The organism is Rhodophyticola porphyridii (assembly GCF_003688285.1).
GTDB lineage: Bacteria > Pseudomonadota > Alphaproteobacteria > Rhodobacterales > Rhodobacteraceae > Rhodophyticola > Rhodophyticola porphyridii.
In genome coordinates this window covers 170010-193526 of record NZ_RCNT01000008.1, presented here as the reverse complement: position 1 = coordinate 193526, position 23517 = coordinate 170010, and the positions used below count along the sequence as shown (strand labels likewise).

Below are 23517 nucleotides of genomic sequence, written 5' to 3'. Positions count from 1 at the left end.
TCGCGATGGAAGACGGTCTGCGCTTCGCCATCCGTGAAGGCGGCCGCACCGTCGGCGCCGGCGTCGTCTCCAAAATCATCGAGTAACAGACCCCAGGGTTCGACGAGGCGCGGCCATGGTGGCCGCTCCTCCTATCAACTCCAATTGCCTCGAAAGGCTGATAACATGGCAGTCCAAAGCCAAAATATCCGCATCCGGCTGAAGGCCTTTGACTATCGCGTACTTGATGCAAGCACGCAGGAGATCGTCAATACGGCCAAACGGACCGGTGCGCAGGTGCGCGGGCCGATCCCGCTGCCAAACAAGATCGAAAAGTTCACGGTCCTTCGCGGCCCCCATGTGGACAAGAAAAGCCGCGATCAGTGGGAAATTCGGACCCACAAGCGTCTTTTGGACATCGTTGACCCGACACCGCAGACCGTGGACGCGCTGATGAAGCTCGACCTGGCCGCCGGCGTCGATGTCGAGATCAAGGTATAAGGGGGGTGACGAGCATGTTACGCTCTGGAGTGATCGCGAAAAAGGTGGGAATGACCCGCCTGTTCATGGAGGATGGCCGCCAGGTTCCGGTGACCGTTCTCCAGCTGGATAAATTGCAGGTGGTGGCGCAGCGCACCCCCGAGAAGGACGGCTATTCGGCCGTTCAGCTTGGCGCCGGTGCCGCCAAGGCCAAGCGCACAAGCGCGCCGATGCGGGGGCATTTCGCCGCCGCCAAGGTGGAGCCCAAGCGCAAGGTGGCCGAGTTCCGGGTGGCCCCGGAAAACCTGATCGACGTCGGCGAGGAAATCACCGCCAATCATTATTTCGAAGGCCAGTATGTGGATGTCTCCGGCACCTCCATCGGTAAGGGGTTCCAGGGCGCGATGAAGCGGCACAACTTCGGGGGGCTGCGCGCCTCTCACGGCGTGTCGATCTCTCACCGGTCCCACGGCTCCACCGGGCAGTGTCAGGATCCGGGCCGCGTCTTCAAAGGCAAGAAGATGGCCGGACATATGGGTGCCGCCAAGGTGACCACGCAGAACCTTCAGGTTGTGCGCACGGATGCCGATCGTGGCCTGATCATGATCAAGGGTGCGGTTCCCGGTTCCAAAGGCGGTTGGGTGACGATCAAAGACGCGGTGAAGAAGCCGTTCCCAGAGAACGCAATTCTGCCCGCCGCTCTGAAATCCGCCGCCGCCGAGGCCGCGAAGATGGCTGAAGAGGCCGCGGCTGCCGCTGCTGCGGAAGAAGCCGCCGCAGCCGAAGCCGCCGCTGCCGAAGCCGCCGCCGCGGAAGAGGCTGCACTGAAAGCCGCCGAGGCGGAGATTGCTGCCGAGAAAGAAGGCAACGCCCCCGCGGCCGAGCCCGAGAAGAAGGACGGTGAAGAATGAAACTCGACGTGATCAAACTGGACGGCAAAAAAGCTGGTTCGGTCGATCTGGGCGAAGACATCTTCGGCCTGGAGCCGCGTGCCGACATTCTGCACCGTGTGGTCCGCTGGCAGCGCAACAATGCGCAGGCCGGTACCCATAAGGTGAAGACCCGGTCCGAGGTGAGCTATTCCACAAAGAAGATCTATCGCCAGAAAGGCACCGGTGGCGCCCGCCACGGGGCACGATCCGCGCCGATCTTCCGGGGTGGTGGCGTCTACAAGGGCCCGGTTGTTCGCAGCCATGGCCACGACCTGACCAAGAAGTTCCGCAAGCTCGGCCTGAAGCATGCGCTTTCGGCCAAGATGGCGGAAGGCTCGCTGGTCGTGATCGACGCCGCTGCACTGGACGCGCCGAAGACCTCCGCGCTTGCCAAACAGGTCAAGGAACTGGGCTGGAAGCGCGCGCTGATCATCGACGGGGCCGAAGTGGACGAAAACTTCGCACGTGCGGCGCGGAACATCGAAGGTCTCGATGTGCTGCCGTCCATGGGCGCAAATGTCTATGACATCCTCAAGCGTGACACGCTGGTGCTCACCAAGGCGGGTGTCGAAGCACTGGAGGCTCGTCTGAAATGAGCGCTGACGCATCCCATTACGACGTGATCCGCAAGCCGATCATCACCGAGAAAGCCACCATGGCGTCCGAACAGAACGCCGTGGTTTTCGAAGTGGCGATCGACGCGAACAAACCCCAGATCAAGGAGGCGGTCGAAAGTCTCTTCGGTGTGAAGGTCAAAGCGGTCAACACCACGATTACCAAGGGCAAATCCAAGCGGTTCCGGGGCCAACTCGGCCGCCGCAAGGACGTTAAGAAGGCCTATGTGACCCTCGAAGAGGGCAACACTATCGACGTCTCCACCGGCCTTTGATAGATACACCCGAATCTTCGGCCCCGGAAACTCCGGGGCCGAGGCTTTTCCAACCAGGCGGGGCAACCCGCTGCAAGCTAACGGAAGACAGAAAGCATGGCACTCAAGTCGTATAAGCCGACGACGCCGGGCCAGCGTGGGCTGGTGCTGATCGACCGTTCGGAGCTTTGGAAAGGTCGTCCGGTCAAGTCCCTCACAGAGGGTTTGACCAAGAATGGCGGCCGGAACAACACCGGACGGATCACGATGCGTCGCAAGGGCGGTGGGGCGAAGCGCCTCTATCGCATCGTCGATTTCAAGCGAACGAAGATGGATGTTCCGGCAACCGTCGAACGGATCGAATATGACCCCAACCGGACCGCGTTCATCGCGCTGATCCGCTATGAGGATGGCGAGCAGGCCTATATCCTGGCCCCGCAGCGTCTGGCGATCGGTGATCAGGTGATCTCGTCGGCCAAGGCCGATATCAAGCCTGGCAACGCGATGCCGTTTTCGGGCATGCCGATCGGGACGATCATCCACAATATCGAGATGAAGCCCGGCAAGGGCGGCCAGATCGCGCGCGCCGCGGGCACCTATGCCCAGTTCGTGGGTCGTGACGGCGGCTATGCGCAGATCCGGCTTTCTTCGGGCGAACTGCGGCTGGTGCGGCAGGAATGCATGGCCACGGTTGGCGCGGTGTCGAACCCCGACAACTCGAACCAGAACCTCGGCAAGGCGGGCCGCAACCGGCACAAGGGCATCCGCCCGTCCGTGCGTGGTGTCGTGATGAACCCCGTCGATCACCCTCATGGTGGTGGTGAAGGCCGGACATCCGGTGGCCGTCATCCCGTGTCGCCCTGGGGCAAGCCCACCAAAGGCGCCCGGACCCGCAACAAGAACAAAGCGTCGTCGAAGCTGATCATCCGCTCGCGTCACGCCAAGAAGAAGGGGCGCTGATCCATGTCGCGTTCTGTTTGGAAGGGTCCTTTTGTCGACAGCTATGTCCTCAAGAAGGCCGAAGCCTCCCGCGAAAGCGGCCGTAACGAAGTGATCAAGATCTGGTCGCGCCGTTCCACCATCCTGCCCCAGTTCGTGGGCCTCACCTTCGGGGTCTATAATGGCCACAAGCATATCCCGGTGAATGTCACTGAGGACATGATCGGCCAGAAGTTCGGGGAATACTCGCCCACGCGGACCTATTACGGTCACGCCGCCGACAAGAAGGCGAAACGCAAATGAGCAAGGATAAGAACCCCCGCCGCGTGGCGGAAAACGAAGCGATGGCCAAGGCTCGCATGCTGCGCACAAGCCCGCAGAAGCTGAACCTCGTGGCGCAGATGATCCGTGGCAAGAAGGTGGAGAAGGCGCTTGCCGATCTCACCTTCTCGAAAAAGCGGATCGCCGTGGATGTGAAGAAATGCCTTCAGTCCGCCATCGCCAATGCCGAAAACAACCATAACCTGGATGTGGATGAGCTGATCGTGGCCGAGGCCTATGTCGGCAAGAACCTGACCCTGAAGCGCGGGCGTCCGCGGGCACGGGGACGGTTTGGCCGCATCATCAAGCCGTTCAGCGAGCTGACCATCACGGTTCGCCAGGTCGAGGAGCAAGCGTAATGGGTCATAAGGTCAATCCGATTGGCATGCGCCTGCAGGTGAACCGCACCTGGGACAGCCGCTGGTATGCCGACACGAAGGATTACGGGGACCTTCTTCTGGAAGATATCCGTATGCGTGAGTTCATCAATGAAGAGTGCAAGCAGGCGGGTGTGTCCCGTGTGATTATCGAGCGTCCGCACCGCAAGTGCCGCGTCACGATCCACACCGCGCGCCCGGGCGTCATCATCGGCAAGAAAGGCGCGGATATCGAAACGCTCCGCAAGAAGCTTGCCGCGATGACCGACAGCGAACTGCATCTGAACATCGTCGAGGTGCGCAAGCCCGAACTCGATGCCCAGCTTGTGGCGGAGTCGATCGCTCAGCAACTTGAGCGCCGGGTCTCGTTCCGTCGCGCGATGAAGCGCGCGGTTCAGAACGCCATGCGCATGGGCTCTCTCGGTATCCGTGTGAATGTGGCGGGCCGTCTCGGCGGCGCCGAGATCGCGCGGACGGAATGGTATCGCGAGGGCCGGGTGCCGCTGCACACGCTCCGCGCCGATATCGACTACGCACATGCCGAAGCGAAAACCGCTTATGGCATTATCGGCATCAAAGTCTGGATCTTCAAAGGTGAGATCATGGAGCACGACCCGTCGGCCCGTGATCGCAAGCACCAGGAGCTTCAGGAAGGTGGCGGCCCGCGTCCCCGCCGCGACCGTTGAGGAGGAACTGAGATGCTGCAACCAAAGCGCACAAAATTCCGCAAACAGTTCAAGGGCCGGATCAAGGGGGAAGCCAAGGGCGGCTCCGACCTGACCTTCGGCACCTTTGGTCTGAAGGCGCTTCAGCCTGAGCGCGTGACCGCGCGCCAGATCGAAGCCGCCCGTCGCGCCATGACCCGTCACATGAAACGTCAGGGCCGGGTCTGGATCCGGATCTTCCCCGATGTGCCGGTGACCTCCAAGCCGACCGAAGTCCGGATGGGTAAGGGTAAGGGGTCGGTCGATTATTGGGCCTGCAAGGTCAAGCCCGGCCGGATCATGTTCGAGATCGACGGCGTGTCGGAGCCCGTCGCCCGCGAGGCGCTTCGCCTTGCTGCGATGAAGCTGCCGATCAAGACGCGCACCGTGGTCCGCGAGGACTGGTAGAAGTCGGCGCTACAGCTGAGGGGCAAAGGCGATTTCAAAGAAATCGCCGGGGCCTCATCCCGGTTGAGAATTCAAAGCCCCCGGTCACCGCCGGGGGCTTTTCCCGTCCAGGTGTGCGAGGAGCCGGGCGGCATCCCGGTGCGACCTGAGGGTTGCCACGGGCAGGGCTGGGGCGACGCGGTCGAGCGTTGCCAGAAGCCGCGGCGCCTGCCGGCGCTCGAAGGTCCAGATCCATGTGAGGAATTCCCGGTCGGGCAGCTGTTCCGGGCAGCCCGGCGCCATGTCGGGCCGGGTTCTGCCATGGCTGGTGATCACCCGCCGGGCAATTCCGGCAAGCGCCACGCGCCGCGGCATCCGAAGCCAGATCAGGAGGTCGGCACGGGGCAGGCGGGTGTCCATCATCCCGATGGAGGTTCCGTCGATCACCCAGTTCTCTTCCGCAACGAAGCCATCGTGCCGCAGGCGCTGCTGCGCGCGTGGCCGCACCTGCCATCCGGGAAGCCAGCGCATATCCCGGTCCAGTGAGATATAGCGCAGCCCGAGGCGTTCGGCGATCGCCTGCGACAGTGTCGACTTGCCCGCGCCTGAGACCCCCGCAACGGCGATACGCCGTGCTCGTGCGAGACACCGGCCCGCCTCGTCGAGATCAATATCGTTGGGCATTGCCGCACCCCCGGGAGGCCGACCGGATATCGCAGGTCGCTGGGTCTGTCGCGCAAAAACGCGCTCTGTTATAGGTGTTCTATGTCAAACATCCGCTCCCTCTTCGCAACCCGCCTTTACCACGCCCGCCTGTCCGAACTGGGCAAGACCGCGGTCGATCAAGAGGAGTTGGAGACCTCCTGCTTCGCCATCGCCGAGGAGGACGGCGCGGGGCAGGACTGGTGCCAGGAGAACGGGTATCCCGGCTACACATCCTATGCCTCGCTGACCGATCTGCCGTGGCGATTTCCGATCTTCAAGGATCTCAGGAAGACGCTCGACAAGCATGTGAAGGCGTTTGCCGAGGATCTGGAATTCGACCTGGATGGCAAGAAACTCAAACTCGACAGTCTATGGATCAACATCCTGCCCGAGGGCGGGATCCACACCTCCCATATCCATCCGCATTCGGTGATCTCGGGCACGACCTATGTAACCGTCCCGCCGGGCGCCAGCGCCATCAAGTTCGAAGACCCGCGCTCGGCCATGATGATGGCGGCCCCCACGCGGCTGCCGGAGGCGCGGGAGGAGCTGCGCGGTTTCATCTATGTCACGCCCGAGGCGGGCGATGTGCTGCTCTGGGAAAGCTGGCTTCGCCACGAGGTGCCGATGAACATGGCGGAGGATGACCGGGTGAGCGTGAGTTTCAACTATGGGTGGGGGTGAGATCCTGTCCGCAAAGCGGCAAACGCTCCAGTGGAGCGTTTGAGGGCCGAACGGGCGGAGCCCAAAGCGACTGCTTCGGTCAAACTAGTTCGCGGAGACCGGAATGACCCTATTGGTAACGTTCGACTGGAACTGCGTGATCGAGGTCGAAGAGCAGGGAAAGCAGTCAGAAAATGTTAGGTCCTTGGTGCAGATGCACTGGGATGGAGCACGTGAAGTCGGGCTGCTTGCCACTTCGGCTTCGGGAAACACACGGTCTAAACGATTTCCCGGAAACGCAGCATTATTCAAAGAACGAGTAGATGGACTGGGCTGGAGTGGCCTGCCTATCGTGCCGACCCCGAAAGTTTGGGGTCTTACTTACTGGGACTGGTCGTTCTGGGTTGGCGACCCTGATGAGTTCCAAGAGTCGACCGACCAAATCTGGGCCGTTATCGCTCCGAATGTGGCAAGGGACCCCAAGGAACACCTTGGAGGCAAGGCCTCGGTTGATGATGAGGGCCTTCAAGTAGAAAAGCTGGCCAGTTGGCGAAATACCTGGTGTGATGTGATGTCAGCGTACTCGCACATTCATGCAAAGCGGGATGTGTTTGTCACACTCAACTGCAAGGACTTTCAACGGAACGCGAGGCTATTGGCGAAGCTTGGGATGCGTGACATTGCCGACCCCCAAACGCTAGCGCAACGTCTTCGTTGATCCTGGACTAACCGGGGCTTGCCAGTCGCCCCTTTTGCTCCTATACGGCCCCTTCATTCACCTACTCCACCAGAATCACGGTGACCCTGAGCGGGGCCGTCTGGTGATGTTGAAAGGAAGACAGGGCGATGAACGCCAATGAACTGCGTGACAAGACGCCGGATCAGCTTCGCGATGAGCTCGTCCAGCTGAAAAAGGAGGCCTTCAACCTCCGCTTCCAGCAAGCCACAGGCGCGCTGGAGAACACTGCCCGCATGCGCAAGGTGCGACGGGATGCGGCCCGTGTGAAGACCATCTTGAACCAGAAAGCCGCTGAAGCGGCCCAGTCGGAGGCGTAACCGATGCCCAAGCGTATTCTGACCGGCACCGTGACCAGCGACGCCAACGAACAGACCGTGACCGTATCCGTGGAGCGCCGCTTCAAGCACCCGGTCATGCAGAAGACGATCCGGAAGTCCAAGAAGTATCGGGCGCATGACCCGGAGAACAGTTTCAAGGTCGGCGACACCGTCCGCATTCAGGAATGTGCGCCCGTCTCGAAATCCAAACGCTGGGAGGTGATTGCCTCCTGAAGGTATTCACCAACCGGTTTGAACGAAACCCTGGGGCGCAAGGTCCCCAAAGGTCGGGAGAAACCAAATGATCCAGATGCAGACCAATCTGGATGTGGCTGACAACAGCGGCGCGCGCCGTGTTCAGTGCATCAAGGTTCTGGGTGGGTCCAAGCGGAAATACGCAAGCGTCGGTGACGTGATCGTTGTATCCGTGAAGGAAGCCATTCCGCGCGGTCGCGTGAAGAAGGGCGACGTCCGCAAGGCTGTCGTCGTGCGCACCGCCAAGGAAGTCCGCCGCGAAGACGGTACCGCGATCCGGTTTGACCGGAACGCCGCCGTCATTCTCAACAACAACAACGAGCCGATCGGCACCCGGATCTTCGGGCCGGTGGTGCGTGAGTTGCGCGCGAAGAACTTCATGAAAATCATCTCGCTTGCGCCGGAGGTGCTGTGACATGGCTGCGAAGTTGAAAAAGGGCGACAAGGTCGTCGTGTTGGCCGGCAAGGACAAGGGCAAGGAGGGCGAGATTTCGTCCGTCGACCCGAAATCCGGCAAGGCCATCGTGGATGGGATCAACATCGCCATCCGCCACACCAAGCAAAGCCAGTCGAGCCAGGGGGGGCGCATCCCGCAAGCGATGCCCATCCAGTTGAGCAATCTGGCGCTTCTGGACGCTAACGGCAAAGCCACCCGCGTCGGGTTCAAGATGGACGGCGACAAGAAGGTGCGGTTTGCCAAGACCACGGGGGACGTGATTTGATGCTGGACACTGCAAATTATACCCCGCGTCTGAAGGCGCTCTATGCCGAGACGGTCAAGCCTGCGCTGGTCGAGGAATTTGGGTACTCCAATCCGATGATGGCCCCCCGCCTGGACAAGATCGTCCTGAATATCGGCGCCGGTGCCGAAGCGGTGCGGGACAGCAAGAAGGTCAAATCCGCTCAGGAAGACCTGACCGCCATCGCCGGCCAACAGGCCGTCGTGACCAAGGCCAAGAAATCCATCGCGGGTTTCCGGGTGCGCGAAGAGATGCCGCTTGGTGCCAAGGTCACGCTGCGCGGCGACCGGATGTACGAGTTTCTTGACCGTCTGATCACCATCGCCCTGCCACGCGTCCGCGACTTCCGCGGCGTGTCCGGCAAATCCTTCGATGGCCGTGGCAACTACGCCATGGGTCTGAAGGAGCACATCGTGTTCCCCGAGATCAACTTCGACAAGGTCGATGAGGTCTGGGGCATGGATATCGTGATTGCCACCACCGCGAAAACCGACGCGGAAGCCAAGGCGCTGTTGAAAGCTTTCAACATGCCCTTCAACTCGTGACGCGCGGGAGAGGATAGACACATGGCAAAAAAAGCAATGATTGAGCGCCAGAAGAAGCGCGAGGAACTGGTGGCGAGATACGCCTCCAAGCGCGCCGAACTGAAAGAAATCGCCCGGGACGAGAAACGCCCGATGGAAGAGCGGTTCAAGGCGCAGATGAAACTGGCGAAACTGCCGCGCAACAGCTCGGCCACCCGCCTGAACAATCGCTGTCAGCTGACCGGGCGCCCGCGTGCGTATTACCGCAAGCTGAAGATGTCGCGGATCAAGCTGCGTGATCTGGCCTCCAACGGTCAGATCCCCGGCATGGTCAAGTCGAGCTGGTAGGGGAGATATAGATTATGACTGATCCTATCGCAGACATGCTCACCCGGATCCGCAATTCATCGATGCGCGGCAAATCCACGGTGATTACGCCCGCGTCGAAACTGCGGGCCTGGGTTCTGGATGTGCTGGCCGACGAAGGCTACATCCGCGGCTATGAGAAGGTGACCGGGCCCGATGGGCACCCAGCCATCGAGATCAGCCTGAAATACTACGAGGGCACCCCCGTCATTCGCGAACTCAAGCGGGTGTCCAAACCCGGGCGTCGCGTTTACATGGGTGTCGATGACATTCCGCAGGTCCGTCAGGGTCTGGGCGTGTCGATTGTCTCCACGTCGAAGGGCGTGATGTCGGATGCAGCTGCACGCAACGCCAATGTTGGCGGCGAAGTGCTCTGCACCGTATTCTGAGGAGGGAAAGATGTCTCGTATTGGCAAAAAGCCGGTTGATCTTCCCTCGGGCGTCGATGTGCAGATCTCGGGCCAGAAGATCGAAGTGAAGGGTCCCAAGGGCACCCGCAGCTTCACCGCGACCGATGATGTGACGCTTGCCGTGGAAGACAATGCCGTGACGGTGACCCCGCGCGGCAAGTCCAAGCGTGCGCGCCAGCAGTGGGGCATGAGCCGCACCATGGTGCAGAATCTGGTCACTGGTGTGACCGACGGGTTCAAGAAAGAGCTCGAGATCCAGGGTGTGGGTTACCGGGCGCAGATGCAGGGGAACACCCTGAAACTGTCGCTTGGCCTGTCCCATGAAGTGAATTTCGAGGTTCCCGCCGGTGTGACCGTGACGGCCCCGAAAGTCACCGAGGTCATCATCGAGGGCAATGACGAGCAGCTCGTCGGCCAGGTTGCGGCCAACATCCGCGAGTGGCGCAAGCCCGAGCCATACAAGGGCAAGGGCATTCGCTACAAGGGCGAGTATATCTTCCGTAAGGAAGGCAAGAAGAAGTAAAGGCGACGACAATGGCAAACAGCAAGAGACAACTGTTCCAGAAACGCCGCCTGCGCGTTCGGAACAAATTGCGGAAGATGGCAGATGGGCGTCCGCGCCTTTCGGTACATCGGTCCAACAAGAACATCAGCGTTCAGCTAATCGACGATGCAAACGGCGTGACGCTCGCCTCCGCCTCCTCGTTGGAGAAGGATCTGGGCGTTGTCGGCCGGAACAATGTCGAAGCGGCCGCCAAGGTGGGCGAGGCGATTGCCACGCGCGCCAAGAAGGCAGGCGTCGAAGAGTGCTATTTCGACCGGGGCGGTTTCCTCTTCCACGGCAAGGTGAAGGCTCTGGCCGACGCCGCGCGTGAAGGTGGTCTGAAGTTCTGATCCCTCCGGGGGTCATGCAAATGCAGGCGGCGTGAAAGCGCCGCCTCGATGATCGGGGGGCATGAAAGGCCCACTGCGATTGGATTTACCGGCGCGCAGCGCGCCGCTAGGAAAGGATGCCTCATATGGCAGAACGTGAAAACAGAGGGCGCGGTCGCCGTCAGGACCGGGACGAGACGCCCGAATTCGCAGATCGTCTGGTCGCGATCAACCGCGTGTCGAAAACCGTCAAGGGCGGCAAGCGCTTCGGCTTCGCGGCCCTGGTGGTCGTGGGTGACCAGCGCGGCCGTGTGGGCTTTGGCAAGGGGAAAGCCAAAGAGGTGCCCGAGGCGATCCGCAAGGCGACCGAACAGGCCAAGCGTCAGCTTATCCGTGTGCCCCTGAAAGAAGGCCGGACCCTGCATCATGATATTCTGGGCCGCCACGGTGCCGGCAAGGTCGTGATGCGCACCGCGCCGGAAGGAACCGGGATCATCGCCGGTGGTCCGATGCGTGCCGTGTTCGAGATGCTGGGTATCAAGGACGTCGTGTCGAAATCGACCGGGTCGCAGAACCCCTACAACATGATCCGCGCCACGCTGGACGGGTTGAAGAAAGAAAGCTCGCCCCGTCAGGTTGCGGCCCGTCGCGGCAAGAAGGTCGCCGATATCCTGCCCAAGCGGGATGACGCGCCGCAGATCGACGGCGAGCAAGCGCCCGTGTCCGAGGAGGCCTGAGACCCATGGCAAAAACCATCGTCGTCAAACAGATCGGCTCTCCGATCCGTCGCCCCGCCAAGCAGCGTGAAACTCTGATCGGGCTCGGCCTGAACAAGATGCACAAGACCCGCGAGCTTGAGGATACCCCCGCCGTGCGCGGCATGGTCCGCAAGATCCCGCATCTGGTGGAGATCATCGAAGAACGCGGCTGAGAGCAGACCCGCTTCTGACGAGACCCAAGACGCCCCGGTCGCCAGATCGGGGCGTCTTGCGTTACGGGGCCGGACGGCCCGCAGACAAATCGCGCTCCATGGTTTTGTGATATACTTGTCTTGCACAACTAAAGGAGAGGCCGATGTCCATCACATCCGCAGAGCTTGCGATGGTGCGGGGTAGCCTGGACCGCCTGCGCAAGGATTTCGAAGTTCATTCGACCAATTTCTACGACGCGCTGTTTCGCCGCGCGCCTCATCTGCGCCAGATGTTCCGCGAGGATCTGACGGGGCAGGGGATGAAGTTCATGACGACGCTCGATGTGATCGTCCACAAGCTGGACAACGAGGATGAGCTTGCCAGCCGTTACCAGGGTCTTGGCCGGAGCCATGCGATCATGGGCGTGCGCACCGCCGATTTCGCCCCGATGGAGGACGCTCTGATCGAGACGATGCGCAGCGCCTTGGGCGATGAGTTCACGGCCGAGCTGGAGCAGGCCTGGCGAAAAGCCTATGCGGTCGTGAGCCGCAACATGATCCGGCGGGGCGGGATCGAGGCGTGAGGCCATGGGCCCAGTAGAACGCCGGGCCGCGCCCTGAGGAAGGCGCCGTTTCCCGGGACGCGAGGCTGTGGGAGCTTGCGGCCAGGGATATGAACCGGGCCTTGAAAGGGCTGCCCAACCCGTCTATACGCCGCCAGTGGTCTTCCATAGGCCCGACTCAAAACTCAAGAAACGCCGCGTCTGCCCATCTCGCTTCGGGGGCAGTTCCGGCCAAGGAGAAGCGATATGAAACTGCATGAGCTTAGCGACAACCCCGGCGCCACCAAGAAACGCAAACGCGTTGGTCGCGGTCCGGGTTCAGGTACCGGCAAGACGGCTGGCCGGGGTATCAAGGGGCAGAAATCCCGTTCGGGCGTGGCGATCAACGCCTATGAGGGCGGCCAGATGCCGCTTTACCAGCGTCTTCCCAAGCGTGGCTTCAACAAGCCAAACCGGAAGAAATTCGCTGTGGTCAATCTGGGCCTGATCGAGAAATTCGTCGAATCCGGTAAGCTGGACGTCAAGAAAGAGATCACCGAGGACGTGCTTGTCGAGGCGGGCATTGTGCGCCGGAAGCTCGACGGCGTGCGCATTCTGGCCAAGGGCGAGGTTTCCTCGAAACTGAAACTGACCGTCACCGGCGCATCCAAGTCGGCGATCGATGCGGTTGAAAAGGCAGGCGGCAGCCTGACCATCGCGGCAGCACCTGCGGCGGAATAACCCGTAACGGGGGGCGTGACCCCTTAGGTGCTTGTGGGGGGCGAGCCAGCCCCTTACATCTACACCCAAGGTTTTTATCCGCGCCGCGCGATCGAACCCCGATCTCGCGGCGCGACTTGCATAAGAGAGACAGCATGGCATCTGCGGCAGAGCAAATGGCAGCGAACATGAGCTGGAGCGCGCTTGGCAAAGCGACAGAGCTGCGCCAGCGTATCCTGTTCGCCCTTGGTCTTCTGATCATCTATCGGATCGGCACCTATATCCCTGTACCCGGGATCGATGGCGTCGAACTGCAGCGGTTCTTCGAAGACGCGGCGGCCGGGCTGGGTGGTGTGCTCAACATGTTCACCGGCGGCGCGCTCAGCCGGATGGGCGTGTTCGCTCTCGGGATCATGCCCTACATCTCGGCCTCGATCATCGTTCAGCTGATGGCCGCGATGGTGCCGCAGCTGGAAGCACTGAAGAAAGAGGGCGAGGCTGGCCGGAAGAAGCTCAACCAATATACGCGCTACGGCACGGTCGTTCTGGCGACCTTTCAGGCTTATGGTATCGCGGTCTCGCTTGAATCCGGTGGTCTGGTGACCGATCCGGGCTGGTTCTTCCGCGCCGCCTGCGTGATCACGCTTGTCGGCGGCACGATGTTCCTTATGTGGCTGGGGGAGCAGATCACCGCCCGCGGCATCGGCAACGGCATCTCTCTGATCATTTTCGTCGGTATCATTGCGGAACTGCCCGCCGCTCTGGCCCAGTTCTTCGAACAGGGCCGTCAGGGCGCGCTGGCGACCCCGGTGATCCTGGGTGTGATCTTCATGCTTCTGGCGACGCTGACATTCGTGGTCTTCATGGAGCGATCGTTGCGAAAGATCCATATCCAATATCCGCGCCGTCAGGTGGGCATGAAGGTTTATGACGGCGGCACCAGCCACCTGCCCGTCAAGGTGAACCCCGCCGGTGTGATCCCGGCGATCTTTGCGTCGTCCCTTCTGCTGCTTCCGACCACTCTGACCACCTTCTCCGGTGGGGAGGCGAGCGGGCCGTTCATGTCATGGCTCTTGGCGAATTTCGGGCCAGGACAGCCGCTCTATCTTCTGTTCTTCGCCGCGATGATCATCTTCTTCACGTATTTCTATACGCTGAACGTATCCTTCAAGACCGATGATGTGGCCGACAATCTGAAGAACCAGAACGGCTTCATCCCGGGCATCCGCCCCGGCAAGAAGACATCGGAGTATCTGGAATACGTAGTCAATCGCGTGCTGGTTCTTGGCTCAGGCTATCTGGCGCTGGTTTGCCTCTTGCCCGAAATCGTGCGCACGGAACTGGCGATCACGGCCTATTTCGGAGGCACGTCGATCCTGATTATTGTGTCGGTGGGGATGGACACCGTTCAGCAAATCCAGTCTCATCTCTTGGCCCACCAGTATGAAGGGCTGATCGAGAAATCGCAGTTGCGCGGCAAGAAAGGCCGCAGCGGCAGCGGACGCAAGGGACCGGCACGTAGATGAACATCATACTTCTGGGGCCGCCGGGCGCCGGCAAGGGGACGCAGGCCCGCCGGTTGGTGGAAGAACGCGGCATGGTGCAGCTGAGCACCGGGGATATGCTGCGTGAGGCCCGTGTCTCTGGTACGGAAATGGGCAAGCGCGTGGCCGCAATCATGGATGCGGGCGAGCTGGTGACGGATGAGATCGTCATCGGCCTGATCGAAGAGAGACTTCGCGGTGATATCGGTGGCGGCGTGATTTTCGACGGGTTCCCGCGGACCCTCGCCCAGGCCGATGCGCTGGCGGACCTGCTTGAGCGCAACGGGCAGAGCCTGGACCATGTCGTTGCCATGGAAGTCAATGACGACGCGTTGGTGGCGCGCATCACCGCAAGGTCGACCTGCGGGAATTGCGGCGAGGTCTATAACGACATCACCAGCCCGATCCCGGCGGACGGCAAGTGCCGCAATTGCGGCGCGTCCGATTTCAGGCGCCGGGCCGACGACAACGAGGAAAGCCTCAAGACGCGGCTGATGGAATACTACAAGAAGACCTCTCCCCTCATCGGGTATTACCACGCCAAAGGGCAGCTCAGATGGGTGCCGGGTTTGGGCGAGATCGATGAAGTCGCGGCATCGATCAAGGAAATGCTTGACAGGGCCTGACCGGCTCTTGACGGCAGGTTTAAAAGGTCCTAACTGCAAGCCTTCCTTTAGGGAATCGTGAGGTGCGGCGGGGAATCAGACCTCGAAACCCTCGACCAGATATGACAGGGCCCGCAGGACCATATCCTCGGGCCTTATGTTGTGAAAAAAGGTTCTGGAACAACGGAACCGCAACGAAGAAGGATCTAGATACGTGGCACGTATTGCCGGGGTGAACATCCCAACCGCAAAGCGCGTTCCCATCGCGCTGACTTATATCACAGGAATTGGCCACAGCTCCGCGACGCAGATCTGCGAAGCTGTCGGTATCGACACTGCACGCCGGGTCAATGAGCTTTCCGATGCGGAAGTTCTGCAGATCCGGGAGCATATCGACGCAAATTTCACCGTTGAGGGTGACCTGCGTCGTGATACGCAAATGAACATCAAGCGTCTGATGGACCTGGGCTGCTATCGCGGCCTGCGCCATCGCCGCAACCTGCCCGTGCGCGGTCAGCGGACCCACACCAACGCTCGTACCCGCAAAGGCCCCGCGAAGGCCATTGCCGGCAAGAAGAAGTAAGGGGGCAGATCGATGGCACGGGACAAGACGCGCACCAAGCGCAAGGAACGCAAGAACATCGCCGCAGGGGTGGCGCATGTGAACAGTTCGTTCAACAACACCAAGATCCTGATCTCCGACGTGCAGGGCAATGCGATTGCATGGTCTTCGGCCGGAACGATGGGCTTCAAGGGCAGCCGGAAATCCACGCCTTACGCAGCCCAGATGGCAGCGGAAGACGCGGGCAAGAAGGCGCAGGAACACGGCGTGAAGACCCTTGAGGTCGAAGTGCAGGGCCCCGGTTCGGGCCGTGAAAGCGCATTGCGCGCCCTTGCGGCCGTTGGCTTTTCGATCACGTCCATTCGCGACGTGACTCCGATGGCCCATAACGGGTGCCGCCCGCCGAAACGCCGCCGCGTGTAAGTTAGGTTATTTCGCGACGGGCTGCGTTTATGCGTGGCCCGTTGCCGTCATTTTTGATCCTCGAGCGTTCGGGGCCACGGATCCAGGCTCTGAACAAGAATGGAGGCGACACCATGATCCATAAGAATTGGCAAGAACTTATCAAGCCCACACAGTTGGTTGTGAACCCGGGCAATGAACCCGCGCGTCAGGCAACTGTCGTGGCCGAACCGCTGGAGCGTGGCTTTGGCCTGACGCTTGGCAATGCGCTGCGCCGCGTGCTGATGAGCTCGTTGCAGGGCGCGTCGATCACGTCGGTCCAGATCGACAATGTACTGCATGAGTTTTCCTCCATTGCCGGAGTCCGCGAAGACGTGACGGATGTGGTTCTGAACCTCAAGGGCGTTGCGATCCGGATGGAGGCCGATGGGCCGAAACGTGTGTCGATCTCGGCCAAGGGCCCCAAGGTCGTGACAGCCGGAGATATTAGCGAAACCGCCGGCATCGAAGTGCTCAACAAGGAGCATGTGATCTGCCATCTGGATGATGGTGCGGATCTGTTCATGGAGCTGACGATCAGCACCGGCAAGGGCTATGTCGCCGCTGATAAGAACCGGCCCGAGGATGCGCCGATCGGGTTGATCCCGATCGATGCGATCTATTCGCCGGTCAAGAAGGTCAGCTATGACGTGCAGCCGACCCGCGAGGGGCAGGTGCTTGACTACGACAAGCTGACGCTGAAGCTGGAAACCGACGGATCGGTCACGCCCGACGATGCGGTGGCCTATGCCGCGCGCATTCTTCAGGACCAACTGTCGATTTTCGTGAATTTCGACGAACCCGAAAGCGCGTCGCGTCAGGATGACGAAGACGATCTGGAGTTCAACCCGCTTCTGCTGAAGAAGGTGGACGAACTGGAGCTGTCGGTGCGTTCCGCGAACTGCCTGAAGAACGACAACATCGTCTATATCGGCGATCTTATCCAGAAAACCGAAGCCGAGATGCTGCGGACCCCCAATTTCGGCCGCAAATCCCTGAACGAGATCAAGGAAGTCCTGTCGGGCATGGGTCTGCATCTGGGTATGGATATCATCGACTGGCCGCCGGATAATATCGAAGATCTGGCCAAGAAATACGAAGACAACTTCTGACGGTTCAGGTGGGCGGGTATCGCCCACCTTTCCGCCAATCACGACCCGGGCGCAGTGCCCCAATAGGTGAGGGATCCGCACGCACGGATCCCCGGACAAAGCAAAATGTAAGGAGACCAACCCATGCGTCACGCAAGAGGCTACCGCCGCCTGAATCGCACTCATGAACACCGCAAGGCATTGTTTGCGAATATGGCCGGCTCGCTCATCGAACATGAGCAGATCAAGACAACCCTGCCAAAAGCCAAGGAATTGCGGCCGATCATCGAGAAGCTGATCACGCTTGGTAAACGCGGCGATCTGCATGCCCGCCGCCAGGCCGCGAGCCAGTTGAAGCAGGATGCCTATGTGGCAAAACTTTTTGATGTTCTTGGGCCGCGCTACGCGGAGCGTCAGGGCGGTTATGTCCGGGTTATGAAAGCCGGGTTCCGCTATGGCGATATGGCCCCGATGGCGATCATCGAATTTGTCGACCGCGATGTGGAGGCCAAGGGTGCCGGAGACCGCGCGCGAATCGATGCAGAAGAGCTTGCCGACGACTGACGACACATTTCGAACACAGTTTCGAAAAATCGAAACCCCGCCGGAAGGCGGGGTTTCTTCATTTAAGTGGGTTTCAGCGGGCCGCCCTTATTGGCAGCGTCTTCAATTAAACGCTCCAATTCGGCCTCGGCAACCGGGGTTTCACCTAAAAACTCTAGCAGATCATTACGCGCCGGCTGCGGCAAACCCATCAATCGTGCAAAAAGATCCGGGTCGATCTTTTTAGACATCACGGACACCTATACTCATACCGTTAACATTTTAAGGTTGACCGACTTTCTGGCAACCTATCTAAAAAGACATGTCTTTTCGCTGGAACCATGTCAAAAACACCTGCCCTCGATCTGCTTCTACATGAGCTCGCCCTGGCGACGCCGGGCGGCTACGCGGTCGGATTGCATATTCGTTATGTCTCACCGTTGATCATGGTGAACACATATCCCGAGGAATGGCAGGAGATATATACAGCGAAAGTTTACGGGCTGAGGGATCCGACCCTGGCCTGGGGGCTGAGCCATACGGGAACCCGCCGCTGGAGCCAGATCGGCCTTCCGGACCCGTTTGGAATTCTTAAAGAGGCGGGTGAGTACGGAATGCACTACGGGATGATCTGTTCGATCGGCCCGTTATCTTCGCGGACCATAGCTGGGGCTGCTAGGGGCGACCGCGAATATACAGAGGAGGAAATGGAATACGTGCATCGGATCGTGCAACGCATGCACGATCTGTCTGTGCCGCCGACACGCTTGTCCAAGGCGCAGATCGAAGCTTTGAGATGTATCGCGGATGGGGACCGCCATGCAGCCGCCGCAGCCAAACTTGGCATATCCGAAAGTGCCTTCAAGGCACGCCTGACCTCTGCCCGCCAGAAGCTTATGGCCCGTACGACGGCCGAAGCGGTTCAGCGGGCACGGGAATATGGCTTGATCTGAGGGGGTTAGGATAATGGTGCGCCGCTGGAATACTCCTCCGCGAACGAGGTTTTTCACTCGAACCCTAAGGAGGCCGACCTATGCAGTCTACGACCCTCTCTTTCAACAACATGCATCGGCATGGGCCGCTCTTTGCGAACATGCTTCGTGCAAGGCACTCGACCTTTATCGACCATATGCATTGGGATCTGCCCAGTGCCAACGGGATGGAGTTCGATCAGTATGACACGCCGCAAAGCAGGTGGGTCTGCGTACATGAAGGTGGCAAGGTTCTTGCCGGAGTCCGTCTGACGCCGACCACCGCGCGTTGCGGCATTTACAGCTACATGGTGCGCGATGCGCAGCGCGGCTTGCTGGAGGAAATCCCCTCCAACCTGCTGGACGAGCCCGCACCCATCGCACCGCATATATGGGATGCAAACCGTCTGTTCGTTGCCGAGGGGGTCAGCACGGACATACGGCGCGAGGTGCAGATGTCGCTGATGGGCCATATGGTGCGATCTGCAAGAGCGTTGGGAGCCACCACACTTCTGGGGCTGCTGCCGATCGGTATTCCGCGACTGGGTCGCCGCCTCGGGATCACGATGGAACCCGGCGGCCCCTTGCTGAAGATCGGCGGCGTCGCCCATCGCTGCTATTTCGTCTCGATGGCCTCAAAGATGCATTGAGATGGATTGTATCTTCATTGCACGCACACGATCGCGACGGGCGGGGTCTATGCACTCGCCCGCCGTCCCCTTAGATATGGGGTATGGCCGACTTATTTGATACCGCCGCACCCAATGCGCCCGCGTCCGCCGGGCCTCGCCCGCTCGCGGACCGGCTGAGACCTCGCAATCTGGAAGACGTCATCGGTCAATCCCATCTTCTGGGACCCGAGGGCAGCCTGCGGACAATGCTCGACAGTGGCGCCCTGTCATCGCTGGTTTTCTGGGGGCCGCCGGGCGTCGGCAAGACCACGATCGCCCGCCTTCTGGCCGATGAAACCGACCTCCATTTCGTTCAGATAAGCGCCATTTTCACCGGCGTGCCGGAGCTTCGCAAAGTGTTCGAGGCGGCCAAGATGCGCCATGCCAACGGGCGCGGCACCCTGCTCTTCGTGGACGAGATCCACCGATTCAACAAGGCACAGCAGGACGGGTTTCTGCCGCATATGGAAGATGGCACCATCCTTCTGGTCGGTGCCACCACGGAGAACCCGTCCTTCGAACTGAACGCCGCCCTTTTGAGCCGGGCGCAGGTTCTGGTTCTGCAAAGGCTTGAAGACGCGGAACTGGAGCAGCTTGTGTTTCGGGCCGAGACCGAACTGGACTGCAAGCTCCCGCTCACATCGGACGCGCGGGTCGCTTTGCGTGAGATGGCCGATGGCGATGGGCGGGCCTTGCTGAACCTTGTCGAACAGGTGGCGGCCTGGAAGCCGGAGCATCCGCTTGACACGCCTGCCCTCGGTGCGCGGCTGTCGCGCCGCGCCGCGCAGTACGACAAATCCGGCGATGCCCATTACAATCTCATCTCGGCCTTGCACAAATCGGTTCGCGGCTCTGACCCGGATGCCAGCCTTTACTGGTTGGCCCGGATGCTGGAAGGCGGCGAAGACCCGCGCTATCTGGCGCGTCGCATCACCCGGATGGCGGTGGAGGATATCGGTCTGGCAGAACCGCAGGCGCAACGGGTCTGTCTGGATGCGTGGGAAACCTATGAAAGACTCGGCTCGCCGGAGGGGGAGTTGGCCCTCGCGCAGGCGGTGCTCTACCTGGCACTCGCCCCGAAATCGAACGCGGCCTACACCGCATACAAAGATGCCCGCAAATCGGCGAAATCCACCGGCTCGACGCCGCCGCCCAAACATATCCTGAATGCCCCCACGGGCCTGATGAAGGATCAGGGCTATGGGGCCGGATACGATTACGACCACGATGCCAAGGACGGGTTTTCAGGGCAGAACTACTTTCCCGACCATATGGGGCGCGCGCAATTCTACCAGCCCGTCCAACGTGGCTATGAACGCGAACTGGCCAAGCGGCTTGCCTATTTCAACAAGCTGCGGGCGGAACGTCAGCACAGTTGACATCGCGACCCGCAGGCCCGAAACCCCGCCCCATGATGACAGCGGTTTTTCAGGTGGCCCTTGGCGGCGCGGCGGGGGCGGTTCTGCGCTATCTGACGGGTTTGGGCATGGTCCGGATCGTCGGACATACGTCTTTCCCCTATGCGATAATCACCGTCAATATTCTGGGTTCGTTTCTGATGGGCCTCTTTGTGGTCGCCGCGGCCCATCGCGGGCTGACCCATCTGTCGCCGCTCGTGGTGACCGGGTTTCTGGGCGGGTTCACGACATTCTCGGCCTTCTCGCTGGAAGCGGTCACACTGTATGAGCGGGGCGAGATGATCTCCGCGGCAATCTACGTGCTTGCGTCGGTGGGTTTCTCGATCCTCGGGTTGGTTCTTGGCCTTTGGCTCGCGCGGGGGATATTCACATGAGCGGCGTGCAAACCCTTGAGGTGGCGTCGGGTGACGGCGATCAACGTCTGGATCGCTGGTTTCGGCGTCAGTTTCCGCAGATCAGTCAGGGACGTATCGAAAAGATGTGCCGAAAGGGCGAAATCCGCGTGGATGGTGGCCGCGTGAAGCCCGCGACGCGCATCGAAGCCGGGCAGAAGGTGCGCATCCCGCCGCTGCCGGATCAGGCCGCGCCCGCGCCCGCGATCGCCCACATGACGGTCTCGGACGCCGATGCGGAGATGATCCGTGCCGCGGTGCTTTACCGGGACGACCATCTGATCGCCCTGAACAAGCCGCCCGGTTTGCCGTCGCAGGGCGGAAGCAAACAGACCCGGCACGTGGACGGGCTTTCCGAGGCATTGCGGTTCGGCTTCGACGACAAGCCGAGGCTGGTGCATCGGCTGGACAAGGATACATCCGGCATTCTGCTTCTGGCCCGTACCCGGCAGGCGGCCGCCGCTCTCACTAAGGCGTTTCGGGCCCGGGATACGCGGAAGATCTATTGGGCCGCCGTGGCTGGCGCGCCCTTGCCGCGCATGGGCACGATCAAGTTCGGCCTGGTGAAGGCGCCCGGCCATGGAAAAGGCGGCGAGGGCGAGAAGATGCTGTGCCTGCACCCCGGTGATTTGGACGCGACGCCAGGGGCCAAGCGGGCGACCACCGATTATGCGGTGTTGAGCAATCTGGGCACCCGCGCCGCCTGGGTCGCGATGGTGCCGGTGACCGGACGTACCCATCAGTTGCGCGCCCATATGGCCGAGATCGGGCACCCGGTGATCGGCGATGGGAAGTACGGGGGCAGCGGCCAGGAAAATCTGGGCGATGGCTGGGGCGCGCAGCTTGGCGGAGAGATCAGCCGGAAGCTGCATCTGCATGCCCGCTCCCTTGCGCTGACCCATCCGATGACCGGCGCGCGGCTGAACCTTGTCGCGCCGTTGCCCGACCATATGGCGCGGACATGGGAGACGCTCGGCTGGGACGCCCGCGACGTGCCCGCCGACCCGTTCGAGGAGGGCGCTTCGTGACCGGCGCGGCCCCGAAACTGGTGATCTTCGATGTCGATGGCACTCTGGTCGACAGCCAGGCGCATATCCTTGCTTCCATGACCTGGGCATTCGAGGCTTTGGAGATGGCCCCGCCAGGCCGCGAGGCAACGTTGTCGATTGTCGGGTTGTCCCTGCCGGAGGCAATGGCGCGGCTGGTGCCCGACGCCCCCGATGGGCTGAATGCGCGATTGGTCGAAGCCTACAAGGACAGCTTCGCGGCGCTGCGCCGGTCAGGCAATCAGGCGGCCCAATCCCCGCTGTTCCCGGGCGCGATGGAGGCGTTGCATGCGCTGGCCGCGCGGGAGGATGTCTTGCTGGGTGTGGCCACCGGCAAATCCCGGCGCGGTCTGGATCACCTGTTCGATCTGCATGGGTTCGGACCTTTGTTTCATACTGTGCAGGTCGCAGATGATCACCCGTCGAAACCGCACCCCTCGATGGTGTTGACATGTCTCGGCGATACCGGTGTGGCCCCGGAAAATGCGGTTATCCTGGGCGATACCACTTACGATATCGAGATGGGCCGCGCAGGTGGCATTCACGCGATCGGGGTGGGTTGGGGGTATCACGCGGGCGATGCGCTGCACGCGGCGGGTGCAACCGAGATCCTGCCGGATTTCGCGGCTCTGCCGCAGGCGCTGTCCGCGATCTGGGGGATGCGATGAGCGAATGGTCCGTCAGACGGTTCTGGACCAAGGCAGAGGTCGTGGAGGGCGACGGCGCATTTTCCGTCTCGCTGGATGGTCATCCTGTCCGTACCCCGTTCAAATCAGCGTTGACGCTTCCAAGCAGGGCCATGGCCGAGGCCATCGCCGAAGAATGGGCGGCCCAGGGCGAGAAGATCGACCCGCTGAGCATGCCGGTGACCCGCTCCGCCAATTCTGCGATCGACAAGGTCGCGCCGCAGCAGGCGGAGGTCGTGGCGATGCTGGCGGCCTACGCGGAAACCGACCTGCTGTGCCACAGGGCCGGGAGCCCCGAGGCGCTTGTCGCGCGGCAGATCGCGGGCTGGGACCCGATACTGGACTGGGCGGCGCGCCATTTTCAGGGGCCGCTGATCGCGACCGAAGGGGTTCTGCCGGTGGATCAGCCTCCGGCCAGTTTGCAGGTCTATTCAGAACTGGTCGGCTCGATCAATCCCTTTTCGCTGACGGCGTTTCACGATCTGGTCACGCTTTCGGGGTCGCTCCTGCTGGCGCTGGCCGTGACGGAGGATCGGATTACCGCAGAAGAGGCGTGGCTTCTGTCGCGAATCGATGAGCTCTGGCAGGTCGAGCAGTGGGGCGAAGACGATGAAGCCACCCGTTTTGCCGCGCAAAAAGAGCAGGCGTTCCGTCATGCGGCGAGGTTCTGGAGGCTGTCGGACGGCTCCTGATTGCGCCAATGTCATATAAGCATCCGTTATGCTTGTCATTTAAGCATCTACTGGAATGAGGCCATCGGATATGTCCTGACCCTGCGGAAACAAGGCTCCCGCCC

General features: G+C 61.1%; 40 protein-coding genes. 38 read left to right on the top strand and 2 right to left on the bottom strand.

Going from position 1 to position 23517, the window contains the following annotated elements; translation table 11 throughout:
- From D9R08_RS19655 to rplP, 10 genes are all read left to right on the top strand, one after another.
- Window positions 1-86: EF-Tu C-terminal domain-related protein (locus tag D9R08_RS19655; RefSeq protein WP_199709399.1), on the top strand; the 86-nt coding region annotated here is incomplete at its 5' end.
- A gap of 79 nt (window positions 87-165) precedes the next feature.
- Window positions 166-480, top strand: a complete 315-nt coding sequence (gene rpsJ / locus D9R08_RS15905; protein ID WP_121899052.1) for a 30S ribosomal protein S10 — start codon at window positions 166-168, stop codon at window positions 478-480.
- Window positions 481-494: 14 nt separating this feature from the next.
- On the top strand, window positions 495-1370 hold the full coding sequence (rplC, locus tag D9R08_RS15900; protein WP_121899051.1) for a 50S ribosomal protein L3: 876 nt from the start codon (window positions 495-497) through the stop codon (window positions 1368-1370).
- Window positions 1367-1987 carry a 50S ribosomal protein L4 gene (gene rplD / locus D9R08_RS15895; protein ID WP_121899050.1) on the top strand — a complete coding sequence of 207 codons (621 nt, stop codon included), beginning with the start codon at window positions 1367-1369 and terminating at the stop codon, window positions 1985-1987. Before rplC ends, rplD begins: the two co-directional genes overlap by 4 nt.
- Window positions 1984-2280, top strand: a complete 297-nt coding sequence (locus D9R08_RS15890; RefSeq protein WP_121899049.1) for a 50S ribosomal protein L23 — start codon at window positions 1984-1986, stop codon at window positions 2278-2280. The genes rplD and D9R08_RS15890 overlap by 4 nt, the downstream gene beginning before the upstream one ends.
- Before the next feature lie 96 nt (window positions 2281-2376).
- Complete coding sequence (gene rplB, locus D9R08_RS15885; RefSeq protein WP_121899048.1) at window positions 2377-3219, top strand: 50S ribosomal protein L2; 843 nt, start codon at window positions 2377-2379, stop codon at window positions 3217-3219.
- Between the two features lie 3 nt (window positions 3220-3222).
- Window positions 3223-3501 carry a 30S ribosomal protein S19 gene (gene rpsS / locus D9R08_RS15880; RefSeq protein WP_121899047.1) on the top strand — a complete coding sequence of 93 codons (279 nt, stop codon included), beginning with the start codon at window positions 3223-3225 and terminating at the stop codon, window positions 3499-3501.
- The gene (gene rplV, locus D9R08_RS15875; RefSeq protein WP_121899046.1) at window positions 3498-3878 is read left to right on the top strand and encodes a 50S ribosomal protein L22; all 381 of its coding nucleotides are present in this window, start codon (window positions 3498-3500) and stop codon (window positions 3876-3878) included. The genes rpsS and rplV overlap by 4 nt, the downstream gene beginning before the upstream one ends.
- Window positions 3878-4582: a 30S ribosomal protein S3 gene (rpsC, locus tag D9R08_RS15870; RefSeq protein ID WP_121899045.1), complete on the top strand. Its 705-nt coding sequence runs from the start codon at window positions 3878-3880 to the stop codon at window positions 4580-4582. The genes rplV and rpsC overlap by 1 nt, the downstream gene beginning before the upstream one ends.
- A 12-nt stretch (window positions 4583-4594) precedes the next feature.
- Window positions 4595-5008 carry a 50S ribosomal protein L16 gene (rplP, locus tag D9R08_RS15865; protein WP_121899044.1) on the top strand — a complete coding sequence of 138 codons (414 nt, stop codon included), beginning with the start codon at window positions 4595-4597 and terminating at the stop codon, window positions 5006-5008.
- An 84-nt stretch (window positions 5009-5092) separates the two neighbouring features.
- On the opposite strand, the gene D9R08_RS15860 is transcribed toward rplP, so the two are convergent.
- Window positions 5093-5671 (bottom strand): P-loop NTPase family protein, encoded by a 579-nt coding sequence (locus tag D9R08_RS15860; protein WP_121899043.1) that lies wholly within the window; start codon window positions 5669-5671, stop codon window positions 5093-5095.
- Window positions 5672-5752: 81 nt separating this feature from the next.
- Between D9R08_RS15860 and D9R08_RS15855 the strand changes: the two genes are divergently transcribed.
- The 21 genes from D9R08_RS15855 to rplQ all read left to right on the top strand — a co-directional run bounded on the left by D9R08_RS15855 (window position 5753) and on the right by rplQ (window position 17558).
- The gene (locus D9R08_RS15855) at window positions 5753-6376 is read left to right on the top strand and encodes a 2OG-Fe(II) oxygenase family protein (protein ID WP_121899042.1); all 624 of its coding nucleotides are present in this window, start codon (window positions 5753-5755) and stop codon (window positions 6374-6376) included.
- Window positions 6377-6479: 103 nt separating this feature from the next.
- On the top strand, window positions 6480-7073 hold the full coding sequence (locus tag D9R08_RS15850) for a hypothetical protein (protein WP_121899041.1): 594 nt from the start codon (window positions 6480-6482) through the stop codon (window positions 7071-7073).
- Between the two features lie 128 nt (window positions 7074-7201).
- Window positions 7202-7411: a 50S ribosomal protein L29 gene (gene rpmC / locus D9R08_RS15845; protein ID WP_121899040.1), complete on the top strand. Its 210-nt coding sequence runs from the start codon at window positions 7202-7204 to the stop codon at window positions 7409-7411.
- 3 nt (window positions 7412-7414) lie between these two features.
- Complete coding sequence (gene rpsQ, locus D9R08_RS15840; protein ID WP_121899039.1) at window positions 7415-7645, top strand: 30S ribosomal protein S17; 231 nt, start codon at window positions 7415-7417, stop codon at window positions 7643-7645.
- 67 nt (window positions 7646-7712) lie between these two features.
- Window positions 7713-8081 (top strand): 50S ribosomal protein L14, encoded by a 369-nt coding sequence (gene rplN, locus D9R08_RS15835; RefSeq protein WP_121899038.1) that lies wholly within the window; start codon window positions 7713-7715, stop codon window positions 8079-8081.
- A gap of 1 nt (window position 8082) precedes the next feature.
- Window positions 8083-8388 (top strand): 50S ribosomal protein L24, encoded by a 306-nt coding sequence (rplX, locus tag D9R08_RS15830; protein WP_121899037.1) that lies wholly within the window; start codon window positions 8083-8085, stop codon window positions 8386-8388.
- Window positions 8388-8951, top strand: a complete 564-nt coding sequence (gene rplE / locus D9R08_RS15825) for a 50S ribosomal protein L5 (protein WP_121899036.1) — start codon at window positions 8388-8390, stop codon at window positions 8949-8951. Before rplX ends, rplE begins: the two co-directional genes overlap by 1 nt.
- A gap of 21 nt (window positions 8952-8972) precedes the next feature.
- On the top strand, window positions 8973-9278 hold the full coding sequence (gene rpsN / locus D9R08_RS15820; RefSeq protein ID WP_121899035.1) for a 30S ribosomal protein S14: 306 nt from the start codon (window positions 8973-8975) through the stop codon (window positions 9276-9278).
- 14 nt (window positions 9279-9292) lie between these two features.
- On the top strand, window positions 9293-9685 hold the full coding sequence (gene rpsH, locus D9R08_RS15815; RefSeq protein WP_121899034.1) for a 30S ribosomal protein S8: 393 nt from the start codon (window positions 9293-9295) through the stop codon (window positions 9683-9685).
- 10 nt (window positions 9686-9695) lie between these two features.
- Window positions 9696-10229, top strand: coding sequence for a 50S ribosomal protein L6 (gene rplF, locus D9R08_RS15810; RefSeq protein WP_121899033.1), 534 nt, complete (start codon window positions 9696-9698; stop codon window positions 10227-10229).
- 11 nt (window positions 10230-10240) lie between these two features.
- Window positions 10241-10600, top strand: a complete 360-nt coding sequence (rplR, locus tag D9R08_RS15805) for a 50S ribosomal protein L18 (RefSeq protein ID WP_121899032.1) — start codon at window positions 10241-10243, stop codon at window positions 10598-10600.
- 125 nt (window positions 10601-10725) lie between these two features.
- The gene (gene rpsE / locus D9R08_RS15800; RefSeq protein WP_121899031.1) at window positions 10726-11316 is read left to right on the top strand and encodes a 30S ribosomal protein S5; all 591 of its coding nucleotides are present in this window, start codon (window positions 10726-10728) and stop codon (window positions 11314-11316) included.
- A 5-nt stretch (window positions 11317-11321) separates the two neighbouring features.
- Window positions 11322-11510, top strand: a complete 189-nt coding sequence (gene rpmD / locus D9R08_RS15795; protein ID WP_121899030.1) for a 50S ribosomal protein L30 — start codon at window positions 11322-11324, stop codon at window positions 11508-11510.
- 143 nt (window positions 11511-11653) lie between these two features.
- Window positions 11654-12073: a globin domain-containing protein gene (locus D9R08_RS15790; RefSeq protein WP_199709397.1), complete on the top strand. Its 420-nt coding sequence runs from the start codon at window positions 11654-11656 to the stop codon at window positions 12071-12073.
- A 225-nt stretch (window positions 12074-12298) separates the two neighbouring features.
- Complete coding sequence (gene rplO, locus D9R08_RS15785) at window positions 12299-12772, top strand: 50S ribosomal protein L15 (RefSeq protein WP_121899029.1); 474 nt, start codon at window positions 12299-12301, stop codon at window positions 12770-12772.
- Between the two features lie 134 nt (window positions 12773-12906).
- Entirely contained in the window at window positions 12907-14277 is a 1371-nt protein-coding gene (gene secY / locus D9R08_RS15780; RefSeq protein WP_121899028.1) for a preprotein translocase subunit SecY, read from the top strand.
- On the top strand, window positions 14274-14921 hold the full coding sequence (locus D9R08_RS15775; protein ID WP_121899027.1) for an adenylate kinase: 648 nt from the start codon (window positions 14274-14276) through the stop codon (window positions 14919-14921). The genes secY and D9R08_RS15775 overlap by 4 nt, the downstream gene beginning before the upstream one ends.
- Before the next feature lie 193 nt (window positions 14922-15114).
- Window positions 15115-15483 (top strand): 30S ribosomal protein S13, encoded by a 369-nt coding sequence (rpsM, locus tag D9R08_RS15770; RefSeq protein ID WP_121899026.1) that lies wholly within the window; start codon window positions 15115-15117, stop codon window positions 15481-15483.
- Window positions 15484-15495: 12 nt separating this feature from the next.
- Complete coding sequence (gene rpsK / locus D9R08_RS15765; RefSeq protein WP_121899025.1) at window positions 15496-15885, top strand: 30S ribosomal protein S11; 390 nt, start codon at window positions 15496-15498, stop codon at window positions 15883-15885.
- Between the two features lie 113 nt (window positions 15886-15998).
- Window positions 15999-17015, top strand: a complete 1017-nt coding sequence (locus tag D9R08_RS15760; RefSeq protein WP_121899067.1) for a DNA-directed RNA polymerase subunit alpha — start codon at window positions 15999-16001, stop codon at window positions 17013-17015.
- A gap of 123 nt (window positions 17016-17138) precedes the next feature.
- Complete coding sequence (gene rplQ, locus D9R08_RS15755; RefSeq protein WP_121899024.1) at window positions 17139-17558, top strand: 50S ribosomal protein L17; 420 nt, start codon at window positions 17139-17141, stop codon at window positions 17556-17558.
- A gap of 62 nt (window positions 17559-17620) precedes the next feature.
- Here rplQ and D9R08_RS19165 read toward each other — a convergent pair whose 3' ends face one another.
- Window positions 17621-17788 (bottom strand): hypothetical protein, encoded by a 168-nt coding sequence (locus tag D9R08_RS19165; RefSeq protein WP_158599023.1) that lies wholly within the window; start codon window positions 17786-17788, stop codon window positions 17621-17623.
- A gap of 90 nt (window positions 17789-17878) precedes the next feature.
- Between D9R08_RS19165 and D9R08_RS15750 the strand changes: the two genes are divergently transcribed.
- The 7 genes from D9R08_RS15750 (at window position 17879) to D9R08_RS15720 (ending at window position 23413) form a co-directional block, all read left to right on the top strand.
- Window positions 17879-18490 (top strand): helix-turn-helix transcriptional regulator, encoded by a 612-nt coding sequence (locus D9R08_RS15750; protein WP_121899023.1) that lies wholly within the window; start codon window positions 17879-17881, stop codon window positions 18488-18490.
- An 80-nt stretch (window positions 18491-18570) separates the two neighbouring features.
- Window positions 18571-19158: an acyl-homoserine-lactone synthase gene (locus D9R08_RS15745; protein ID WP_121899022.1), complete on the top strand. Its 588-nt coding sequence runs from the start codon at window positions 18571-18573 to the stop codon at window positions 19156-19158.
- Window positions 19159-19241: 83 nt separating this feature from the next.
- Window positions 19242-20558 carry a replication-associated recombination protein A gene (locus D9R08_RS15740; RefSeq protein ID WP_121899021.1) on the top strand — a complete coding sequence of 439 codons (1317 nt, stop codon included), beginning with the start codon at window positions 19242-19244 and terminating at the stop codon, window positions 20556-20558.
- Window positions 20559-20590: 32 nt separating this feature from the next.
- The gene (gene crcB, locus D9R08_RS15735; RefSeq protein ID WP_121899020.1) at window positions 20591-20971 is read left to right on the top strand and encodes a fluoride efflux transporter CrcB; all 381 of its coding nucleotides are present in this window, start codon (window positions 20591-20593) and stop codon (window positions 20969-20971) included.
- A complete protein-coding gene (locus D9R08_RS15730) occupies window positions 20968-22017 on the top strand; it encodes an RluA family pseudouridine synthase (protein ID WP_121899019.1) in 1050 nt (349 codons plus the stop codon). Before crcB ends, D9R08_RS15730 begins: the two co-directional genes overlap by 4 nt.
- Complete coding sequence (locus D9R08_RS15725) at window positions 22014-22703, top strand: HAD-IA family hydrolase (RefSeq protein ID WP_233557517.1); 690 nt, start codon at window positions 22014-22016, stop codon at window positions 22701-22703. Before D9R08_RS15730 ends, D9R08_RS15725 begins: the two co-directional genes overlap by 4 nt.
- Complete coding sequence (locus D9R08_RS15720) at window positions 22700-23413, top strand: ATP12 family chaperone protein (protein WP_121899017.1); 714 nt, start codon at window positions 22700-22702, stop codon at window positions 23411-23413. The genes D9R08_RS15725 and D9R08_RS15720 overlap by 4 nt, the downstream gene beginning before the upstream one ends.
- Window positions 23414-23517: the final 104 nt, after the last annotated feature.

Coding starts and splice junctions, on each gene's coding strand:
- rpsJ (WP_121899052.1), top strand. CDS start 166: ATGGCAGTCCAAAGCCAAAATATCCGCATCCGGCTGAAGGCCTTTGAC.
- rplC (WP_121899051.1), top strand. CDS start 495: ATGTTACGCTCTGGAGTGATCGCGAAAAAGGTGGGAATGACCCGCCTG.
- rplD (WP_121899050.1), top strand. CDS start 1,367: ATGAAACTCGACGTGATCAAACTGGACGGCAAAAAAGCTGGTTCGGTC.
- D9R08_RS15890 (WP_121899049.1), top strand. CDS start 1,984: ATGAGCGCTGACGCATCCCATTACGACGTGATCCGCAAGCCGATCATC.
- rplB (WP_121899048.1), top strand. CDS start 2,377: ATGGCACTCAAGTCGTATAAGCCGACGACGCCGGGCCAGCGTGGGCTG.
- rpsS (WP_121899047.1), top strand. CDS start 3,223: ATGTCGCGTTCTGTTTGGAAGGGTCCTTTTGTCGACAGCTATGTCCTC.
- rplV (WP_121899046.1), top strand. CDS start 3,498: ATGAGCAAGGATAAGAACCCCCGCCGCGTGGCGGAAAACGAAGCGATG.
- rpsC (WP_121899045.1), top strand. CDS start 3,878: ATGGGTCATAAGGTCAATCCGATTGGCATGCGCCTGCAGGTGAACCGC.
- rplP (WP_121899044.1), top strand. CDS start 4,595: ATGCTGCAACCAAAGCGCACAAAATTCCGCAAACAGTTCAAGGGCCGG.
- D9R08_RS15860 (WP_121899043.1), bottom strand. CDS start 5,671: ATGCCCAACGATATTGATCTCGACGAGGCGGGCCGGTGTCTCGCACGA.
- D9R08_RS15855 (WP_121899042.1), top strand. CDS start 5,753: ATGTCAAACATCCGCTCCCTCTTCGCAACCCGCCTTTACCACGCCCGC.
- D9R08_RS15850 (WP_121899041.1), top strand. CDS start 6,480: ATGACCCTATTGGTAACGTTCGACTGGAACTGCGTGATCGAGGTCGAA.
- rpmC (WP_121899040.1), top strand. CDS start 7,202: ATGAACGCCAATGAACTGCGTGACAAGACGCCGGATCAGCTTCGCGAT.
- rpsQ (WP_121899039.1), top strand. CDS start 7,415: ATGCCCAAGCGTATTCTGACCGGCACCGTGACCAGCGACGCCAACGAA.
- rplN (WP_121899038.1), top strand. CDS start 7,713: ATGATCCAGATGCAGACCAATCTGGATGTGGCTGACAACAGCGGCGCG.
- rplX (WP_121899037.1), top strand. CDS start 8,083: ATGGCTGCGAAGTTGAAAAAGGGCGACAAGGTCGTCGTGTTGGCCGGC.
- rplE (WP_121899036.1), top strand. CDS start 8,388: ATGCTGGACACTGCAAATTATACCCCGCGTCTGAAGGCGCTCTATGCC.
- rpsN (WP_121899035.1), top strand. CDS start 8,973: ATGGCAAAAAAAGCAATGATTGAGCGCCAGAAGAAGCGCGAGGAACTG.
- rpsH (WP_121899034.1), top strand. CDS start 9,293: ATGACTGATCCTATCGCAGACATGCTCACCCGGATCCGCAATTCATCG.
- rplF (WP_121899033.1), top strand. CDS start 9,696: ATGTCTCGTATTGGCAAAAAGCCGGTTGATCTTCCCTCGGGCGTCGAT.
- rplR (WP_121899032.1), top strand. CDS start 10,241: ATGGCAAACAGCAAGAGACAACTGTTCCAGAAACGCCGCCTGCGCGTT.
- rpsE (WP_121899031.1), top strand. CDS start 10,726: ATGGCAGAACGTGAAAACAGAGGGCGCGGTCGCCGTCAGGACCGGGAC.
- rpmD (WP_121899030.1), top strand. CDS start 11,322: ATGGCAAAAACCATCGTCGTCAAACAGATCGGCTCTCCGATCCGTCGC.
- D9R08_RS15790 (WP_199709397.1), top strand. CDS start 11,654: ATGTCCATCACATCCGCAGAGCTTGCGATGGTGCGGGGTAGCCTGGAC.
- rplO (WP_121899029.1), top strand. CDS start 12,299: ATGAAACTGCATGAGCTTAGCGACAACCCCGGCGCCACCAAGAAACGC.
- secY (WP_121899028.1), top strand. CDS start 12,907: ATGGCATCTGCGGCAGAGCAAATGGCAGCGAACATGAGCTGGAGCGCG.
- D9R08_RS15775 (WP_121899027.1), top strand. CDS start 14,274: ATGAACATCATACTTCTGGGGCCGCCGGGCGCCGGCAAGGGGACGCAG.
- rpsK (WP_121899025.1), top strand. CDS start 15,496: ATGGCACGGGACAAGACGCGCACCAAGCGCAAGGAACGCAAGAACATC.
- D9R08_RS15760 (WP_121899067.1), top strand. CDS start 15,999: ATGATCCATAAGAATTGGCAAGAACTTATCAAGCCCACACAGTTGGTT.
- rplQ (WP_121899024.1), top strand. CDS start 17,139: ATGCGTCACGCAAGAGGCTACCGCCGCCTGAATCGCACTCATGAACAC.
- D9R08_RS19165 (WP_158599023.1), bottom strand. CDS start 17,788: ATGTCTAAAAAGATCGACCCGGATCTTTTTGCACGATTGATGGGTTTG.
- D9R08_RS15750 (WP_121899023.1), top strand. CDS start 17,879: ATGTCAAAAACACCTGCCCTCGATCTGCTTCTACATGAGCTCGCCCTG.
- D9R08_RS15745 (WP_121899022.1), top strand. CDS start 18,571: ATGCAGTCTACGACCCTCTCTTTCAACAACATGCATCGGCATGGGCCG.
- D9R08_RS15740 (WP_121899021.1), top strand. CDS start 19,242: ATGGCCGACTTATTTGATACCGCCGCACCCAATGCGCCCGCGTCCGCC.
- crcB (WP_121899020.1), top strand. CDS start 20,591: ATGATGACAGCGGTTTTTCAGGTGGCCCTTGGCGGCGCGGCGGGGGCG.
- D9R08_RS15730 (WP_121899019.1), top strand. CDS start 20,968: ATGAGCGGCGTGCAAACCCTTGAGGTGGCGTCGGGTGACGGCGATCAA.
- D9R08_RS15720 (WP_121899017.1), top strand. CDS start 22,700: ATGAGCGAATGGTCCGTCAGACGGTTCTGGACCAAGGCAGAGGTCGTG.